Raw genomic sequence first — 17,356 nt, forward strand, 5'->3', positions numbered from 1 at the left:
GTCAAATAGGCAGATCTGCAAGGAATTATCATGCAGGAATGCCTTTTTATACTGAAATTTTAAACGATGGTGAAAAAAGTGAAATTACTATTGGAGATAATTGCAGGATAAATGGCGCATATATCCATGCGCAAAAACGGATTGTCATTGGAAATAATTGCGTAATGGCATCAGGAATATCAATAATCGATTCCAACGGTCATGAATTATATAGCAGTAACAGAACGCATGGCAGAGACCATGCTTCCGATATTGAGATAGGTAATAATGTTTGGATTGGGCTTAATGCAATAATTTTAAAAAATACTTCGATAGGAGATAATAGCGTTGTTTCTGCAGGAAGTGTAGTAAGCGGACGTTTTCCGAATAATTCACTTATCGTGGGCAACCCTGGTAAAGTTGTAAAAATATTAAATATTGATGAAAATGAAAGACATTAAAATCTGTGTTATCGGCTTGGGCTATGTGGGACTTCCTCTTGCCCGCCTGTTTTCTACAAAATACAAGACTTTCGGCTATGATATGAATAAGGAACGAGTGGATGCATTGATGGCAGGCCATGATGCTACATTGGAAGTAAGTGATGAACTGTTGCAGGGAGCGATAAAAAATGGTTTGTTTTGTACAGCAGACATTGAGCAAATAAGAGATTGTAATTTTTATGTTGTAGCAGTACCAACACCGGTAGATAGGGATAACAGACCGGATCTTACGCCGTTGTATGGAGCGAGCACTACAGTAGGGAAAGTTATCTCCAAAGGAGACATAGTGGTATATGAATCAACAGTTTATCCTGGTGTTACGGAAGATGAATGCATACCGGTAGTGGAGAAAGTGTCAGGGTTAAAGTTTAATGAAGACTTTTATGCAGGATATTCACCGGAGAGAATAAATCCCGGAGACAAGGTACATACAGTGGAACATATCAAAAAAGTGACGTCAGGTTCAACTCCGGAGATAGGTAAATTGGTGAATGAGATTTACAGTTCGGTAATCGTGGCAGGGACTCATCTTGCTCCAAGCATAAAGGTAGCCGAAGCTGCGAAAGTAATCGAGAACTCGCAGAGGGATATCAACATCGCGTTCGTCAATGAATTGTCCAAGATATTCAATCTTATGGGAATAGATACAGAAGACGTATTGGAGGCGGCAAGTACGAAATGGAATTTTTTACCGTTCAAGCCAGGTTTAGTAGGAGGGCACTGCATAGGAGTTGACCCGTACTATTTAGCACAATGCGCCCAAAGGCACGGCTACAACCCAGAAATCATTCTTGCGGGCCGTCGCATGAACGACGGAATGGGCGAGTATGTGGCCAACGAGACAATCAAGCTTATGCTGAAAAAAGGCATCCAAGTTTTGGATTCGAACATACTCATCCTCGGATTCACTTTTAAGGAAAACTGCCCGGATGTGCGCAATACGAAAGTAATCGACATTTACAAGGCTTTGAAGGAGTACAATGTCCATGTCACGGTTTATGACCCATGGGTCAATCCTGAAATAGTATGGCATGAATACGGCATCGAAGTGACAAACGAGCTTCCTAAGGAAAAGTTCACAACCGCCATACTTGCAGTCGCGCACAAGAAGTTCGAAGACCTTGATGTACGTTCGCTTTTGGAAGACCAGCATGTGATATTTGATGTCAAGGCATTCCTGGACAGAAAGATCGTTGATGGAAGGTTGTAAGTTGTTTTAATGCGAATAAATTTGTAGTGAGTGGCTCAGGTAATAGATAAATCAAGAATCGCAAAGAATACGATATTCCTGTACATTAGGATGTTCGTGATAATGCTCGTGACCCTTTATACTTCGAGAGTCATATTGAAAACTCTCGGTGTTGAGGATTATGGGGTTTATAATGTCGTTGCTGGTTCAGTTGCGCTATTTGGATTTATGAACAGCGCGATGTCGATGGCAACACAGCGTTTTTTGAATTTTTATATGGTAAAAGGAGATGCAAGTATTTTGCGGAGAGTCTTTGCAATGTCTCTTAATATCCATGCTATAATTGCTGTTTTAGTAGTTATATTATGTGAGACACTCGGCCTTTGGATATTGAACACGCAGTTGAACATTCCTTCTGATAGGATGGTTGCTGCCCGATGGGTTTATCAATTTGCGATAATCACATTTTGCATATCTGTTATTCAAGTCCCTTTTAACTCTGCAATATTGGCTCATGAAAAAATGAACATATATTCAATTGTGAGCATAGTAGAAGTTTTTCTGAAACTCGGTGTCGTATTTATTTTGTCAGCCGTTGCTGTGGATAAATTGGTCTTGTATGGGGTTTTGTTATTTATAGTAAGTTTTGTAGTATTTATCGTATATTTGTCCATATCATGCCGTTTGTTTGAAGAATGCAGGTATAAATTATGCTGGGATAAAAAATTGTTTAAAGAAATTGCTGGATTTTCCGGATGGAATATTTTCGGGCAAGTTGCACAGGTTTTAACGACACAGGGCGTCAATATGGTTGCAAATGTTTTTTGCGGAGTAATAGTAAATGCATCGATAGGGATAACGAATCAGGTAAGTGCAGCTATGTCCCAATTTACAAGCAATTTCCAGACTGCTTTCCGTCCTCAGATAGTAAAAAGCTATTCTGCTGGAGACGTTGCTGGGATGCAGAAACTTACTTGCCAAGCCTCGAAATTTTCCTTTTTTCTGCTGTATATAATATCTGTGCCAATAATATTCAACATAGATGTTATTTTGGATTTATGGCTGGATACGGTGCCTCCATATTCGGCGTTGTTCTGCAAAATATTGATATGGTATTCATATATTGAAGTCATTGGAATGCCTTTTGTAATATCCATTATGGCAACGGGCCATAACAGGAATTATCAGTTGCTTGTGAGCATAACAATAGCATTGAATTTCATTTTGTCATTACTGTTTTTGAAAAAGGGATTTCCACCTGAAATAATATTCTATATTAAGGTTGCCATATCGTTTTTTGTTTTAGCTGTCAGATTGTTTTATGCAAAGAGACAGGCGAGTTTTTCCGTAAGTTATTTCTTTAGATCGGTGATGCTTCCAGTTTGTATAGTGGCTTTTATCATATCTTTATTGCAAGTTTCTTTATATGAGTGCATGAAATCGTGGGCATCGCGTATTTTGATGACCTTTGTTATTGAAATAATATTGGTGGCAGTTATTTATTTCGTAGGTTTTTCTAAAATGGAAAGGCAGAAAGTAGTGTTTATGGTACATAAAAAAAATAAAAGGTAAAATGAATCAATCAGTATTAGGTTTATATTATGAGGATTTTGTGGTGGGGAATGAAATAAGGCATTCCTTGTCCAAAACGATATTCGAAAGCGATAATAATTTTTTCAGCCTGCTTACGATGAATCATCATCCGGTGCACACTAATATCGATTATGCAGCTAATAACTATCATGGTAAAATACTTGTCGTAGGAACGCTTGTCTTTTCATTAGCTGTTGGCATAACAGTGCCTGACATAAGCGGCAAGGCAATAGCAAACCTCGGTTATGAAGATGTAAGGCATTTGAATCCGGTTTTTTTGAACGATACAATATATGTCAGGACAAAGATATTGGATAAAAGGGAATCAAAGTCTAAACCGGATCGTGGAGTAATTTATGTTGAATCTATTGCATGTAATCAAAATGGAATCGATGTATTGTCGTTCCGCCGTCACGTTTTAGTAAAGAAGAAAGAATTTAAACTTTAGAATCATGGAAAATTTATTCAGAAGCCTGATGTTCGTTCCGGCGCATAATACAAGATTAATGGATAGTGCCTGTAGAATCAATGCAGATATATTATTGCCTGATATAGAGGATTCGGTACAGCCGTCTGAAAATAAGCAGGTGGCAAGAGATAATATTTTAAGATACATATCGGAAGGCAAATTTAGGAACAGAGTGCTCTATCCTCGTATAAATGACAGGGAAAGCGGACATTTATTGAAAGATGTCTACCAGTTGGCAGTAGATGGGATTAGTGGTTTTGTTTATCCTAAAGCTACTTGCGGCCAGGATATATATTTTATAGGAAAGTTACTAGATACGATAGAATATGAGAAAGGATTTCCTATAGGAACGTTCAAGTTGATTCCGCTTATAGAAACTACTGGAGCGGTATTGAATGTTCAGGAAATATGCAAAGCTTCGTCAAGAGTAGTAGCTATAGCTTTCGGATGCGAGGATTATGTTACGGATCTGGGAGGTGAACACGATCCTGATGGGGTCAGTATTTTTATGGCAAGGACTAAAATAGCCATGGCAGCCAAAGAAACTGGAATAATACCGATTGATACAGTTCATATAAAGGTTCATGACTTAGAAGACTTAGAGAAAAACTTGATTTTATCAAAGAAATTAGGTTTTGAAGGAATGCTTGTCCTTAATCCGAAAGAATTGCCATTGGTCCATAAATATTATTCTCCGTCAGAAGAAGAAATCGAATGGGCGAAAGAAATGATACGGCTTTCAGATGAGGCTTTCAGTACAGGAAAAGGCGTAGCCGTCATAAACGGCAAGTTTATAGGACCGCCAATGTTGAAGAAAGCAAAAGATATTATGAATAAGGTTAAAATGATAAGTAGTCTATGATAACTAAGGACAGTTTAAAAGAGGATTTTCGTAATTTAGGTGTAAAGGAAGGCGATACTTTGTTCCTTAGGATTTCGTATAAGGCTGTAGGAAAAATCGAAGGTGGTCCGATGGTATTTTTAAAAGCCTTGCATGAAGTCATTGGAGAAAATGGTACTATTATTTTAACAGCTTTCCCGGATCTTCACACAAAGCAATATTTCTTTTTTCATAAAAAAATATTTACATCAAAAGAAAATCCTGCAAAGCCTCGTACTGGAATCTTGCCGGTTTTTGCTTTGGCATATCCTGATGCCAAAATATCGGAAAAATTAGAATTTCCTTTTGTTGTTATTGGGAAGCAGGCAGGATACTTAACTACTATGCACACTCACGAAAAAGATCCATATTGGTTATTAGAAGAGGCTATTGAGAAGTTTGGCTGTAAATGTTTAAGAGTCGGAGGTAAGGAATTCACCGGAAGTACTCATATAGCATTAACAAGAGTACTTCTTAAAACTGGAAATTACCAAAAGAAGACTTGTAAGGGAATTTATGCGAAAGAAGGTGGAAAGATAAAATGGTATGACGTAAAAGGATCTTTTTTTTGTTATAATGCTTTTTTATCAAAAAGCAAGAATTATGTGTGGAATCATGTAAATAGATTAGAATCAAAAGTAGGGAATGGAGATGGTGTATTAACTGATATGCATGAGACTTTATATTACGAAGAAAAGTATATGAATAATGATATTCATAATCTTCTTTGTGATGATCCTAATTGTTTTACATGCCGTATCTCATATTCATTTTCGGATGATACAAAATGGAACTTTTTTTTCAGAGAGTTTAGTGAATTATTTATAGCAAATAAAAGAAAAGATGCATTAATGAATTTGTATAATTTGGCGATAAATATTCTTTATGGACAAATACAAAGATGATATAATAATAGCCATACACCATAATCCTGGTTCTTTTTCAGAACGGTGGATTTCGTATTGTGAGGAGAAAGGAATTCTTTACAAGATAGTTGATGCGTACAGTTCGGACATCGTGAAGCAAGTCGAGGACTGCGATGCATTCATGTGGCATCATCATCATGCGAACTACAAAGATGCCTTATTTGCAAAACAACTTTTATATTCATTACAAACTGCAGGAAAAAAGGTTTTTCCGGATTTCAATACAGGATGGCATTTCGATGACAAGGTCGGCCAAAAATATTTGTTAGAAGCCATAGGAGTTCCATTGGTCCCGTCATATGTTTTTTATGCAAAAAAAGAGGCTCTTGACTGGATAGAGAAAACGACTTTTCCGAAAGTATTCAAATTACGCGGAGGGGCGGGGGCTTCTAATGTGAAACTTGCAAGGACGAAAAACGATGCGCGGAAATTTGTCAATAAAGCCTTTGGGAAAGGATTCCCACAATTCGGAAGAATGACATATTTAAAAGAAAGATATAAGAAGTGGCGAAACGGTAAGGATTCATTCATAGGAGTATGCAAAGGCTTTTATAGGTTGATTGTCCCCACTGAATTTTCAAGGATGTACAGCAGGGAAAAAGGTTATGCGTATTTTCAGGATTTTGTACCGGATAACCAATTCGATATACGTGTAGTGGTAATCGGAAATAACAAAGCGTTCGGACTTAAAAGAATGGTAAGAAAGAATGATTTCAGGGCATCAGGAAGTGGCAGTATAATTTATGACAAATCCGGAATAGACGAAAGATGTGTGAAAATATCGTTTGATGTCGCTAAAAAGCTTAAAACCCAGTCATTGGCATTGGATTTTGTATTTGATAAGGATAATACTCCTTTGATAGTTGAAATAAGTTATGGTTATTCCATAAAATCATATTACAAATGTGAAGGCTATTGGACTGATGATTTAGAATGGCACGAAGGAAAGGGTTTCGATATTGAGGGATGGATGGTTGAAAATTTGATAAAAGAGAATTAAACATGGCTCTGCTTATCGTACAGAATAAGTTTATATTGATAAGAAATCTTGCAGTTTTTTGCATGATTGGGAATCTTCTGTATTTTGTGTTTCCTTTTCCTGCAATCGTATGGCGGTTGTCTTTTGTATTATTGAGTTTGTACTGCGTTTATAAAGATTATGTCCAATGTAGCTTTTCAGGTATTGAAAAAGCTATTTTAATGTTTACAGGACTGAATTTGATTTATTTCTTTGTAAGTTATTTGTGGAGCAATCCATCTACGACTACATTAGGAAATACATTGTATGCATTGCTGGCATTTGTAATGTTTGCTTTTTTAGGAAAGAAAGGAATTCTTACACATAAATTCATATTGGTGTCAGCGATATTACTGACTGTTGCAGCAATTCCATCGTTTTATAATGCGCAACAATTGGCATTGACGAAGATAGCAAGCGGAAGTGATGAGACTACTGTAAATGCGAGTACAATATTTTTGATGTTGCTTCCTTTATTGTTTTGCTTAAGAAATCGCGTTGTTTCATTGGTTTTGTTTTGCGTATATCTGTTTTTTTTGATATCAGGTGCGAAAAGAGGGAATATTTTGGCTGCAGTAATCCCAGCAGTTCTGTACGCATGGATGTTATATAAAGAAAATAAAAAGAATGTTTTTAAAATATCAGTATTTATTATAGCAATAGTAGCTGTCGCTCTGTGGGTAAAGGATTTAATATTGTCAAACAACTACCTTTTAAGTCGTTACGAGCAAACATTGGAGGGAAATACATCCGGGCGCGATGTCATTTATTCCATTATGTGGAACATGTGGTCGGGTACGGACAGCATAGTGAATTTGTTATTCGGGTTCGGATATAATGGCACTTTCCTTTATTCTCCGATACATAAATTCGCTCATAATGACTGGCTTGAAATTTTGGTGGATTTCGGATTACTTGGTGCTTTATTTTATGCTGCGATATTCATTTCGTTCGCAAGGCTATATTTCAGGTTGGATAGAGGCTATCCTCGCTTGGTATGCATTGCTATTGTATCTATATGGTTTATGAAAACTCTTTATTCTATGGGCTTTACGGATGAAATGTTAGCATTGATGTCTATTCCGTTTGGATGCTTATTTAGCGAATATTTTACTGATAATAGGATTACGGAATGAAGGTTTTATTTCTTTCCCCGAACCTCGGCAGAGAGGGAGGTGGTGCCGAAAGGCAGATTGTTACCGTAGGCTGTCTTCTGAAAGATGCGGGATTCGATGTTGAATACTTGTACTATGCAGACGGGGATTTTTATGCGCCAATTCTTGAGGAGAAGCAGATTCCGATAAAGTGCAAGTTGTTGCCTAATTATTTGAAACGGATGTTTTATGTGAGGACGTTCATACGTAAGGGAAATTACGATGCGGTAATATCCTTTTTGGAAACTCCTAATTTCCTTAACAATTTTGCTGCAGTCGGTGGGAAAAGTTGGAAAGTTATTACAGGTGAACGGAGTGCTCAGAAGCGGACATTTCTGTCCAGAAAAGGAAAGATATTTTGCTGGTTTCAGCGATATGCTGATTATATAGTCTGCAATTCCGATAATGCAAAGAAATTATGGATAACGTATTATCCACAGTACGAAAATAAACTTGTGACAATCTACAACAATGTTACCCTGCGGTCTGTATCGTCATCATATATACCTAAAAGAGATGGGCGTGTTCATATTGTGGTTGCAGCATCCTACCAAAATGTAAAGAATGCCATTGGGCTTGTCAATGCATTGGCATTGTTAAATGAACAGGAACGGGGAAAGATCCATGTCGATTGGTATGGAAAAAAAGTTATCGCGACAACAGGAACGAAGGAATATGATGACGCTTGTAATGCTATAGAAAAAAACGGATTGCAGGATGTGATTACATTGCACGAAGGAACTACAGAAATACATGACAGAATGAATGAGGCTGATGCAGTAGGGTTGTTCAGCAAATACGAAGGGCTTCCCAATGCTATATGCGAAGGAATGATGTTGGGGAAGCCCATAGTTATGACACGAGTCTCCGATTACGCGACTTTGATCGATGACTCTAACGGATTCCTATGTGATTGGGATAGTTCCGAAACAATCAAGAATGCATTGTTAAGATTGATCAATTTGCGTAAAGATGAGTTATTGGAAAAAGGGGAAAATTCAAAAATAAGAGCAGAAAGATTATTCTCGAAGGAAAGAATAATCAAACAATGGACGGATTTTATCAAGAAATGAGATACTTTTGGCTATTTTTATACATTCTTTTTCTGAAGCATCTGCCGGCAACTGATAATGGTTATTCGGTTTCAATGATTATAAAAAAGATGCGTTCGTCTGTCGGAAAGCATCTTTTCGACAGATTCGGTACAAATATAAATATAGAAAAAGGCGCAGATTTCGGCAGTGGCAAAGGAATATCAATAGGAAACAATTCTGGGTTGGGAATCAATTGCAAGGTAAGAGGCCCTCTTGAAATCGGAGACAACGTAATGATGGGACCAGATGTTGTGATAATGACCAATTCACATAATTTTGAAAGGATAGATATTCCTATGAATATCCAAGGCAGTGCCGTACCCAAAAAGGTTGTCATCGGAAATGATGTGTGGATTGGCACAAGGGCGATAATATTGCCAGGTACGACAATAGGGAACGGTGCGATAATCGGAGCGGGCGCGGTGGTAACAAAGGATGTTCCTGAATATGGCATAGTCGGTGGAGTTCCAGCAAAATTGATCAGGAATAGAAAGTAGAAAATAGTTGTAGGTAGTAGGGAGACAAAAACACATATGCATTCTGTGATCTTCCCTGAATTTAGTTGTCATTTTTAGAGCAATTAAACTAATGTACTTTATATTTTTAGATACACTTTTGGAACAGTGTCGAAAATATATCGAGAATATGTTTTGTTGTCCTTTATAAGAATGTATAAATGGTCAGTATGAAAAGAGTACTGATAGTAGGAGCTTATGGGTATTTCGGCAACCATCTTGACGGACAGACCGTTAAGACGAGAAATGTCCATAAGCTGGTCGAAGAACGTTTTGACGGAAAGGTATGCGGCTTCGATACTTTGAAAGTAAGACGAAACCCGTTATTGCTGTTTGTACTTTTATGGCAGCTAATTAGATGCCATACGCTCATTCTTGTTCCGTGCCTTAACAATCTGACATATGTTTTTCCGATTACCTACTACTTGTCGAAAATTTTCCGATACGATATAATCGAGATATGCATAGGAGGATGGCAGGTAGAATATTTCAAAGGCAACGAACGCTTTAAGCCTCACAAACTACCGATGGATTTGAGCAAAAAGATTAAAGTGATCCTTCCTGAGATGAAAGACGTAGACAGGAGGCTCAAATCCGAACTCGGATTCAAGAACTCAGAATATTTTCCAAATTTCAGGTTTTTTGATCCCGATATGCCATTGGATAGGAACCGCTCAAATGAATTCCGTCTGGTTTTCATGGCGAGGGTCAACAAGAAAAAAGGATATGATACGATTTTCAAATTTGCCAATCATATAAGAGGACAGTTCAATGACATTAAAATCGATTTCTTCGGACCTATAGAGAATGATGACAGGGAGGAATTCATGTCATTGATCGATTCGAACAGGGACATTGTCTCTTATAAAGGCGTATTGCAGCCGGAAAATATCCACAAGACATTATGCATGTATGATCTGATGTTGTTCCCAACCACCTATTATACCGAAGGTTTCCCCGGCAGCATACTCGATGCATATATTTCAGGCATTCCTGTAATCGCAACGGAATGGATGCATTCGCATGAATTCATAGATGACGGGCATACCGGATATATAGTCCCTTTCGGAAATTGCCAAGAAGAGTTTGAAAGAAGGATATTGGAATTATATAGGGACAGGGAAAAGTTGGATTGCATGAAGCAAGCCGCGCATGAAAAATGTAAATCGTATTCAGCAGATACGGCTTGGAACGTGCTCTCAAAATATTTATAGTCAATGCTTAGAATCACAGGCGACATAAATTTCACTGACGGTTTCTTCGATACGGGATTCGGTGTCGGTTCTTCGATAAAAAGCGGAGCGGATCCGTTTGCAAATATTGAACGCAAAGATTCGGATTTCTGGTTCGGTAATTTCGAATGCGTATGTTCTTCTGTTTCCGACAAAACAGGGATTTACAGGAAGCAATTCATAATTTCTCCTGAGGACATGTCTCATATCCGGCACTTCGACCTTTACGGGGTGGCCAATAACCATGTTATGCAGCATGGATGCGCAGCCTATGAGAACATGCTGGAGCACTTGATGCAAAGCGGATGCATGTATGTGGGGAGCAAGGACCGAAAATCAGTTGTGATTGAACATCAAGGCAAAAGGATAGGAATAATCGCATTCAGCCTCCGTCCGGAGAACTTCTCAGAAACGCCGTTATACTGGTCTATGCCTGAATATTCCGAAATCGAAGACGAGATTGAAAAACTATCAGGATGCGATTTCCGGATTGCATACGTGCATTGGGGTAACGAATTTATAAATTACCCTTACATAGATCAGAAGAACCTCGCCCATCTGATGATAGACAAAGGCGCGGATATAATCATAGGCATGCATCCGCATGTGTTGCAAGGGTTCGAGGTGTACAAAGGCAAATATATTTTTTATTCATTGGGGAACTTCGTGTTTAACATGCCGTGGACACCGACTAAATATGCAGCTATCGTGAATGTGGATTTTAGTGGCGACTATCCTGAGATTTCATGGGATTACACAAGAATAGGAATTGATTTTTTTCCGCGCCTCTTGGAAGAGAAACAAGTTCCTGAAAAATTCAGCTTTAATTATCTTAACACCTTAGTCCAAAAGGCAGATGAGAACGAGTGTTATTATTCCAATGTCTTTGCCTGCATGAAAAGGTATCGTAGAGCTAATTATTTGGACATATTGTACAATATCCCCAAATTCAAACTCTCTGATTTATATTCTATACTAAGAGATTTTACGGATAGAATTATCAAATAATAAATAAGATGAATATATCGACAAACAAAACATTGTCTGTCATATTGGCTCCTGTAATTAAATTTTGCGAATATTTGGGTAATCACCATCCTGTTCTATTGGTAAAAATCAGGTATTTCGCTAAATTTAAAAAAATGCCGAATTTGAAAAATCCGCAGGACCTGAATGAAAAAATCCTATGGTTAAAATTGTTCTCGGATACAACCAAATGGACGGAATTGGCTGATAAATATAAAGTGCGTGAATATGTTGAGGGTCTAGGCTTAGGAAAATATTTGGTCAAGCTGTACGGATATTGGACTGATGTAAAGGATATAAATTTCAATGAGTTGCCTAATTCTCTTATTTTCAAAGTCAATAACGGAGATGGAAAAGGAACTAATTATATCGTGAGAGATTTAAAAAAGGAAGATAAAAGGGATTTATGTATTCTCTTTGAGAAATGGCTAAATAGAAAAAATATTGGAGCTTTATCAGCTGAGCCTCAATATAAAAATATGATACCTTGCATAATTGCGGAAGAATTGTTACCGATTCCCAATGGGTACAGTTCTCTCGTTGATTATAAGATTTGGTGTATTAATGGTGAGGCGAAGTATATATGGACATGTTGCGATAGGGACGAAGATGGTGGCGGCGCCGATGTGATGACTTATGACCTTGACTGGAACCCGCATCCTGAATTTTCAGTTTTCACATCTGAATATCGTAAAGGTAGGATCTTGCCTAAGCCCGATAATTTGGATGAAATGTTGGATTTAGCAGAAAAATTGTCAAATGGTTTTCCGCAATTGAGAGTGGATCTTTATAATATTAATGGTAAAATATATTTTGGAGAACTAACTTTCACTTCTCAAGGAGGTATGATGGATTTCTATACTAAAGACTTTTTAACCGAATTAGGAAAAGACATAAAATTGCCCAATAGAAAATAATAATATGATTTCTGTCATCTGCCCGATATACAATGAGGAGAAGTATATCGGGAAGTGCATAGACTCTATTCTGCGGCAGGACTATCCCAAGGAAGATATGGAAGTTCTGCTTGTGGATGGAATGAGTACGGACAAGACCAGGGAGATAGTACTGTCATATTGTGCTGACTATTCCTTTATCCGCTTGCTTGACAACCCACGGAAAATAGTTCCTTATGCAATGAATATAGGGATACAGGCGGCAAAAGGAGATATTGTCATACGGTTAGACGCTCATGCAATATACCCGGATAATTATTTTTCAGAACTTGTCGCAAAGCTTTATGAACTCCATGCCGATAATGTGGGCGCTGTCTGCAGAACACTTCCGGCAGATGATTCGCCTAAATGCAAGGCTATTGCTGCTGCATTGAGCAGCCCGTTCGGTATGGGAAACTCATATTTCCGAATAGGTGCGAAGGAAATCATGCAGGTGGATACTGTTCCGTTCGGATGTTATCGAAAGGAAGTATTCGATAAAATTGGTCTTTACGATATAGACTTGATACGTAATCAAGATGATGAGTTAAATGCCCGCTTGATTAAGAATGGTGGAAAGATTTACCTGATTCCATATTTGATTGTAGATTATTTCGCACGGAATACGATTAAAAAAACCGGGAAAATGTTCTATCAATATGGATTGTATAAACCGTTGGTAAACAAAAAACTTGGAAGTCCTGCTACAATAAGGCAATTCTTTCCCTTAGCTTTTGTTCTCGGATTAATTTTCGGATTGATATTAAGTATCCTCATTAAATATATTTTAATTTCGTATGTGGTTGTTGTCACCATGTATTTTTTACTTGCGTTGATGTTTAGTCTCAAGTCCTATTCTTCTATATCTCAAGTGATGTGGCAAATTGCAACATATTTCACAATACACTTAAATTATGGTTGGGGATATTTAGTCGGAATTTATAAAATACTTACAAAGACAAGTTTTCAAGTAAAAGTCAATCGATAAAAAATATTTCTATGAACATGAGAAAAATTCCTTTCTCTCCGCCGGATATGACGGAGTCGGAAGTTATTGAAGTGTCTGAGGCTTTACGTTCCGGCTGGATAACAACCGGCCCGAGAACAAAAGAGTTTGAAAAACTTATTTCAATGTGTTGTCAGACAGAAAAGTCGGTTTGTCTGAATTCTGCAACAGCATGTATGGAACTTATCTTGCGTGTGTTGGGCGTAGGACCTGGTGATGAGGTGATAACAAGTGCTTACACTTATACAGCGACAGCAAGTGTGACATGTCATGTTGGAGCTAAAGTTGTCATGGTAGATACTGCGCCTGACTCATTTGAGATGGATTATGAGAAATTGGTTGATGCAATAACAGAACATACTAAAGTTGTCATGCCTGTAGATTTGGGCGGAGTGGTATGTGATTATGATAAGATTTTTGCTGCAGTAGAGAATAAAAGACATCTGTTTAAACCGGCTAATGACATACAAAAAGCAATAGGACGTGTGGTGGTATTGGCAGATGCTGCTCATGCTTTCGGAGCGCAATGGCATGGTAAGATGTGTGGCGAGATAGCAGACTTTACGTCATTTTCATTTCATGCAGTAAAGAACCTCACAACAGCCGAAGGAGGGGCTTTGACTTGGAGACCAATTAAAGGGGTGGACAATGAATGGCTTTATAAACAGTTTCAACTTTTGTCACTTCATGGGCAAAATAAAGATGCGCTTGCCAAAACGAAACTTGGTGCATGGGAATATGATATTATTGCTCCAAATTATAAATGTAACATGACGGATATCATGGCAGCTATAGGTCTTGCACAGTTGAAACGCTATCCGGAAATGTTGCGTCGTCGCCGTTTAATAATAGAAAGATATAATGATGCTTTGAAAGATTGCAATGTACAGGTGCTTAATCATTATGGTGAAGACCATAGTTCGAGCGGACATCTTTATTTGGTGAGACTTTTGGGAAGAGATTGTGAGTATCGTAATAATGTTATTGAAAAGATGGCTGAACGTGGAATAGCTTGCAATGTGCATTACAAGCCTCTTCCGATGATGACAGCATATAAAGCTCTTGGCTTTGACATAAATGATTATCCGAATGCATATAATCAATATAGAAATGAGGTAACACTCCCGCTTCACACATGTTTGTCTGATGAAGATGTAGAGTATGTAATAACAAACTTTAAGGAAATTATCACAACTTTATAAAATCGAATAATTTGAAACGTATTTTTGACATTGTGGCAAGTGGTTTAGGATTACTTGTACTAAGTCCGATGTTTCTTATATTGTCAATATGGATAAAAATAGATTCTCCCGGTCCGGTGTTTTATAAACAGATGCGAGTAGGACGGAATAATAAAGATTTTAAATTGTATAAGTTTCGTTCTATGCGGGTTGGCTCGGATAAAAAAGGTTTGATAACGATAGGTGGTCATGATCCGAGAATAACGAAGTCGGGATATTTTATTCGTAAGTATAAACTTGACGAGTTTCCTCAACTGATAAATGTATTTATAGGAGAAATGAGTTTGGTAGGACCTCGTCCTGAGGTGAGAAAATATGTGGAAATGTACACTGAGGAACAAATGCATGTTTTGGATGTGCGTCCAGGAATCACCGACTTGGCGTCAATTAGATATCGTAATGAGAATGAATTACTGGAAAAAGTTGAAAATCCAGACAAATATTATGTCGAGGTAATAATGCAGGATAAGTTGAGTATTAATTTGGAATACGTTGAGAAATGTTCATTTTGGTTTGATGTGGAATTGATTTTTAAGACATTTTGGGAAATAATCACAAAATAATCTTGTAATGTTTATATGTTGATAGACAATAATTTGTTGGATGAAATAACTGCCAAAGCGAGGGAATCGGAGCGTCTGAGGATGAATTATAACTTGCATGAGTCGTATGAGTCCAAAGCACAGAGATTGTTTAATGCTTTGGAACCCGGAACGGTAATGCCGATACACAGACATAGACATACAGCATAGACATATATGTTGTTGAGAGGCAGGATAGATGTAATGTTTTATGGAGAAACCGGAGAAGAGACACAACGTTATGAGCTTGATACTACAATAGGAAATTATGTGGTGCATATACCTAAAGGACAATGGCATTCTTTAGAAGTTAAAGAATCATCGGTTATTTTCTCTGTAAAAGAAGGACCATATAAGCCATTTGAACCGTAAGATATGTTGTATTGAGTTTATATATGATTGTATTAATGGGAGAGATATTGAAATGTAATTGCGGGGATCTGAATATTCTCGCAATTTTTTTTGTTGAATGAAGATGAAAAGGCAATATGCAGTTTGATAGTATTTATGAATCAATATTAGAAAGAAACAAGATAAATTGATGAAAAGAGAAAGGATATATCTGTGTTTGGCTCATCTGTCCGGAAAGGAACAGAAATTTATTAGTGAGGCGTTGAATACAAACTGGGTGGTGCCCATAGGTCCCAATGTGGACGCTTTTGAGGCAGACCTTGAGGCTTTTGTAGGAGATGGCAGGAAAGTGGTGGCGTTGGCGTCCGGGACGGCGGCATTGCATCTTGCATTGGTGGCAAGCGGAGTAGGAGAGGGAGATGAGGTCTTGGCACAGACATTTTCATTTTGCGCATCGTCAAATCCGATAAAATATGTAGGAGCGAGACCTGTATTTATAGACAGTGAGAAAGAGACATGGAATATATCACCGGAATTGTTGGAAGAGGCGATAAGGGAAAGGGAGAGGAAGACAGGCAGGAGACCTAAGGCAGCAGTGATAGTGGACATTTATGGCATGCCGGCAAAGATGAAAGAGATAGTGGAGATATGCGACAGATATGGAGTGATAATGATAGAAGATGCGGCAAATGCCATGGGTTCGAGATATGAAGGTCGGATGTGCGGCACCTTCGGGAGATACGGAGTGTTGTCGTTCAACGGGAACAAGATGATAACGACATCGGGAGGAGGAGCGTTGATATGCAGAGACGAAGAGGCGAAGAGAGAGATAATGTTTTATGCCACGCAGGCGAGGGAGGCGTATCCGTATTATCAGCACGAGAAGATAGGATACAACTACCGAATGTCGAATATATGTGCCGGGATAGGGAGGGGACAGATGACGGTAGCGGAAGAGCATATAGAGCATCATAAGAAGGTATGTCGGTTGTACCGGGAGTTGCTTGAGGAAGTGGAAGGGATTAAGTTGCATGAAAATCCTGATGAGAGATATGATAGCAATTATTGGTTGAGTACGATAACGATGGAAGATGGAGTGAGAGTGAAGGGAGAGGAGAGAGCATACGGGGAGAAGGTGGAAGGAGCAGTGGGAGGAGCGGCAGGAGTGGTGCATGAAGGAGGAGGGCTACATACGGAATGTGAGCCAAACAGGAATGTGGAGGCGATGAGGATGGCGTTGGATGAGGCAGGGATAGAGTCGAGGCCGTTGTGGAAGCCAATGCACAGACAACCGGTATATGCCAAGATGCCGTCGTACGTAAACGGAGTGAGTGAGGAGTTGTTCCGCAAAGGGTTGTGTCTGCCGAGCGGACCGTATGTGAGAGAAGAGGATGTGAGATACATAGTGGAAAACATCAAGGCGAATATAATAAGGTAGAAGATAGATAGTATATGATAGAAAGAAGCCGCACCGGCATGGCCATTGTAACCCATGCCGGTGCGGCTGTTTTTTTATTCAGAACAACAGATTTTATTTTGAGATGTTTTGATGTATTGTATTGTAGGTAGTGTTTCAAAAAGTGTGTAATTGAGATTCATATTTCGACTGCAAATATATACATTTTTTTAATTTGTCAAATAATTGTCAAAGCAGATCGCAAAGG

General features: G+C 38.3%; 16 protein-coding genes and 2 pseudogenes. All 18 read left to right on the top strand.

What is annotated here, in order from left to right; translation table 11 throughout:
- Nucleotides 1-38 precede the first annotated feature (38 nt).
- The 18 genes and pseudogenes from ACZOVS_RS07915 (at nt 39) to ACZOVS_RS08000 (ending at nt 17,130) form a co-directional block, all read left to right on the top strand.
- Nucleotides 39-440: an acyltransferase gene (locus ACZOVS_RS07915; protein WP_483996700.1), complete on the top strand. Its 402-nt coding sequence runs from the start codon at nt 39-41 to the stop codon at nt 438-440.
- Nucleotides 427-1,692: a nucleotide sugar dehydrogenase gene (locus tag ACZOVS_RS07920; RefSeq protein WP_483996701.1), complete on the top strand. Its 1,266-nt coding sequence runs from the start codon at nt 427-429 to the stop codon at nt 1,690-1,692. Before ACZOVS_RS07915 ends, ACZOVS_RS07920 begins: the two co-directional genes overlap by 14 nt.
- Before the next feature lie 30 nt (nt 1,693-1,722).
- Entirely contained in the window at nt 1,723-3,243 is a 1,521-nt protein-coding gene (locus ACZOVS_RS07925) for a lipopolysaccharide biosynthesis protein (RefSeq protein ID WP_483996702.1), read from the top strand.
- Nucleotide 3,244: 1 nt separating this feature from the next.
- On the top strand, nt 3,245-3,712 hold the full coding sequence (locus ACZOVS_RS07930) for a MaoC family dehydratase (RefSeq protein WP_483996703.1): 468 nt from the start codon (nt 3,245-3,247) through the stop codon (nt 3,710-3,712).
- Between the two features lie 28 nt (nt 3,713-3,740).
- Complete coding sequence (locus ACZOVS_RS07935) at nt 3,741-4,595, top strand: HpcH/HpaI aldolase/citrate lyase family protein (protein ID WP_483996714.1); 855 nt, start codon at nt 3,741-3,743, stop codon at nt 4,593-4,595.
- Nucleotides 4,592-5,518, top strand: coding sequence for an AAC(3) family N-acetyltransferase (locus ACZOVS_RS07940; protein ID WP_483996704.1), 927 nt, complete (start codon nt 4,592-4,594; stop codon nt 5,516-5,518). The genes ACZOVS_RS07935 and ACZOVS_RS07940 overlap by 4 nt, the downstream gene beginning before the upstream one ends.
- Nucleotides 5,499-6,539, top strand: a complete 1,041-nt coding sequence (locus ACZOVS_RS07945) for an ATP-grasp domain-containing protein (RefSeq protein WP_483996705.1) — start codon at nt 5,499-5,501, stop codon at nt 6,537-6,539. Before ACZOVS_RS07940 ends, ACZOVS_RS07945 begins: the two co-directional genes overlap by 20 nt.
- 200 nt (nt 6,540-6,739) lie before the next feature.
- The gene (locus ACZOVS_RS07950; RefSeq protein ID WP_483996706.1) at nt 6,740-7,693 is read left to right on the top strand and encodes an O-antigen ligase family protein; all 954 of its coding nucleotides are present in this window, start codon (nt 6,740-6,742) and stop codon (nt 7,691-7,693) included.
- Entirely contained in the window at nt 7,690-8,784 is a 1,095-nt protein-coding gene (locus ACZOVS_RS07955) for a glycosyltransferase family 4 protein (protein WP_483996707.1), read from the top strand. Before ACZOVS_RS07950 ends, ACZOVS_RS07955 begins: the two co-directional genes overlap by 4 nt.
- Nucleotides 8,785-9,137: 353 nt before the next feature.
- Nucleotides 9,138-9,302 (top strand): annotated as a pseudogene (locus tag ACZOVS_RS07960) (DapH/DapD/GlmU-related protein); the annotation flags it as partial.
- A 188-nt stretch (nt 9,303-9,490) separates the two neighbouring features.
- Entirely contained in the window at nt 9,491-10,534 is a 1,044-nt protein-coding gene (locus ACZOVS_RS07965; protein ID WP_483996708.1) for a glycosyltransferase family 4 protein, read from the top strand.
- A 3-nt stretch (nt 10,535-10,537) separates the two neighbouring features.
- Nucleotides 10,538-11,560 (top strand): CapA family protein, encoded by a 1,023-nt coding sequence (locus ACZOVS_RS07970; protein WP_483996709.1) that lies wholly within the window; start codon nt 10,538-10,540, stop codon nt 11,558-11,560.
- Between the two features lie 8 nt (nt 11,561-11,568).
- Nucleotides 11,569-12,495, top strand: coding sequence for an ATP-grasp fold amidoligase family protein (locus ACZOVS_RS07975; protein WP_483996710.1), 927 nt, complete (start codon nt 11,569-11,571; stop codon nt 12,493-12,495).
- A gap of 4 nt (nt 12,496-12,499) precedes the next feature.
- Nucleotides 12,500-13,501, top strand: coding sequence for a glycosyltransferase family 2 protein (locus tag ACZOVS_RS07980; RefSeq protein ID WP_483996711.1), 1,002 nt, complete (start codon nt 12,500-12,502; stop codon nt 13,499-13,501).
- Between the two features lie 17 nt (nt 13,502-13,518).
- Nucleotides 13,519-14,721 carry a DegT/DnrJ/EryC1/StrS family aminotransferase gene (locus ACZOVS_RS07985; protein ID WP_483996715.1) on the top strand — a complete coding sequence of 401 codons (1,203 nt, stop codon included), beginning with the start codon at nt 13,519-13,521 and terminating at the stop codon, nt 14,719-14,721.
- Nucleotides 14,722-14,732: 11 nt separating this feature from the next.
- Nucleotides 14,733-15,323 carry a sugar transferase gene (locus ACZOVS_RS07990; RefSeq protein WP_483996712.1) on the top strand — a complete coding sequence of 197 codons (591 nt, stop codon included), beginning with the start codon at nt 14,733-14,735 and terminating at the stop codon, nt 15,321-15,323.
- 15 nt (nt 15,324-15,338) lie between these two features.
- A pseudogene (locus ACZOVS_RS07995) lies at nt 15,339-15,713 on the top strand (WbuC family cupin fold metalloprotein).
- Between the two features lie 169 nt (nt 15,714-15,882).
- Nucleotides 15,883-17,130, top strand: coding sequence for a DegT/DnrJ/EryC1/StrS family aminotransferase (locus ACZOVS_RS08000; RefSeq protein ID WP_483996713.1), 1,248 nt, complete (start codon nt 15,883-15,885; stop codon nt 17,128-17,130).
- Nucleotides 17,131-17,356: the final 226 nt, after the last annotated feature.

The organism is Candidatus Limimorpha avicola (assembly GCF_056978975.1).

Excerpts from the sequence above, each read along its gene's own strand:
- ACZOVS_RS07915 (WP_483996700.1), top strand. The coding sequence starts at position 39 with ATGCCTTTTTATACTGAAATTTTAAACGATGGTGAAAAAAGTGAAATT.
- ACZOVS_RS07920 (WP_483996701.1), top strand. The coding sequence starts at position 427 with ATGAAAGACATTAAAATCTGTGTTATCGGCTTGGGCTATGTGGGACTT.
- ACZOVS_RS07930 (WP_483996703.1), top strand. The coding sequence starts at position 3,245 with ATGAATCAATCAGTATTAGGTTTATATTATGAGGATTTTGTGGTGGGG.
- ACZOVS_RS07935 (WP_483996714.1), top strand. The coding sequence starts at position 3,741 with ATGTTCGTTCCGGCGCATAATACAAGATTAATGGATAGTGCCTGTAGA.
- ACZOVS_RS07940 (WP_483996704.1), top strand. The coding sequence starts at position 4,592 with ATGATAACTAAGGACAGTTTAAAAGAGGATTTTCGTAATTTAGGTGTA.
- ACZOVS_RS07945 (WP_483996705.1), top strand. The coding sequence starts at position 5,499 with ATGGACAAATACAAAGATGATATAATAATAGCCATACACCATAATCCT.
- ACZOVS_RS07950 (WP_483996706.1), top strand. The coding sequence starts at position 6,740 with ATGTTTACAGGACTGAATTTGATTTATTTCTTTGTAAGTTATTTGTGG.
- ACZOVS_RS07955 (WP_483996707.1), top strand. The coding sequence starts at position 7,690 with ATGAAGGTTTTATTTCTTTCCCCGAACCTCGGCAGAGAGGGAGGTGGT.
- ACZOVS_RS07965 (WP_483996708.1), top strand. The coding sequence starts at position 9,491 with ATGAAAAGAGTACTGATAGTAGGAGCTTATGGGTATTTCGGCAACCAT.
- ACZOVS_RS07970 (WP_483996709.1), top strand. The coding sequence starts at position 10,538 with ATGCTTAGAATCACAGGCGACATAAATTTCACTGACGGTTTCTTCGAT.
- ACZOVS_RS07975 (WP_483996710.1), top strand. The coding sequence starts at position 11,569 with ATGAATATATCGACAAACAAAACATTGTCTGTCATATTGGCTCCTGTA.
- ACZOVS_RS07980 (WP_483996711.1), top strand. The coding sequence starts at position 12,500 with ATGATTTCTGTCATCTGCCCGATATACAATGAGGAGAAGTATATCGGG.
- ACZOVS_RS07985 (WP_483996715.1), top strand. The coding sequence starts at position 13,519 with ATGAGAAAAATTCCTTTCTCTCCGCCGGATATGACGGAGTCGGAAGTT.
- ACZOVS_RS08000 (WP_483996713.1), top strand. The coding sequence starts at position 15,883 with ATGAAAAGAGAAAGGATATATCTGTGTTTGGCTCATCTGTCCGGAAAG.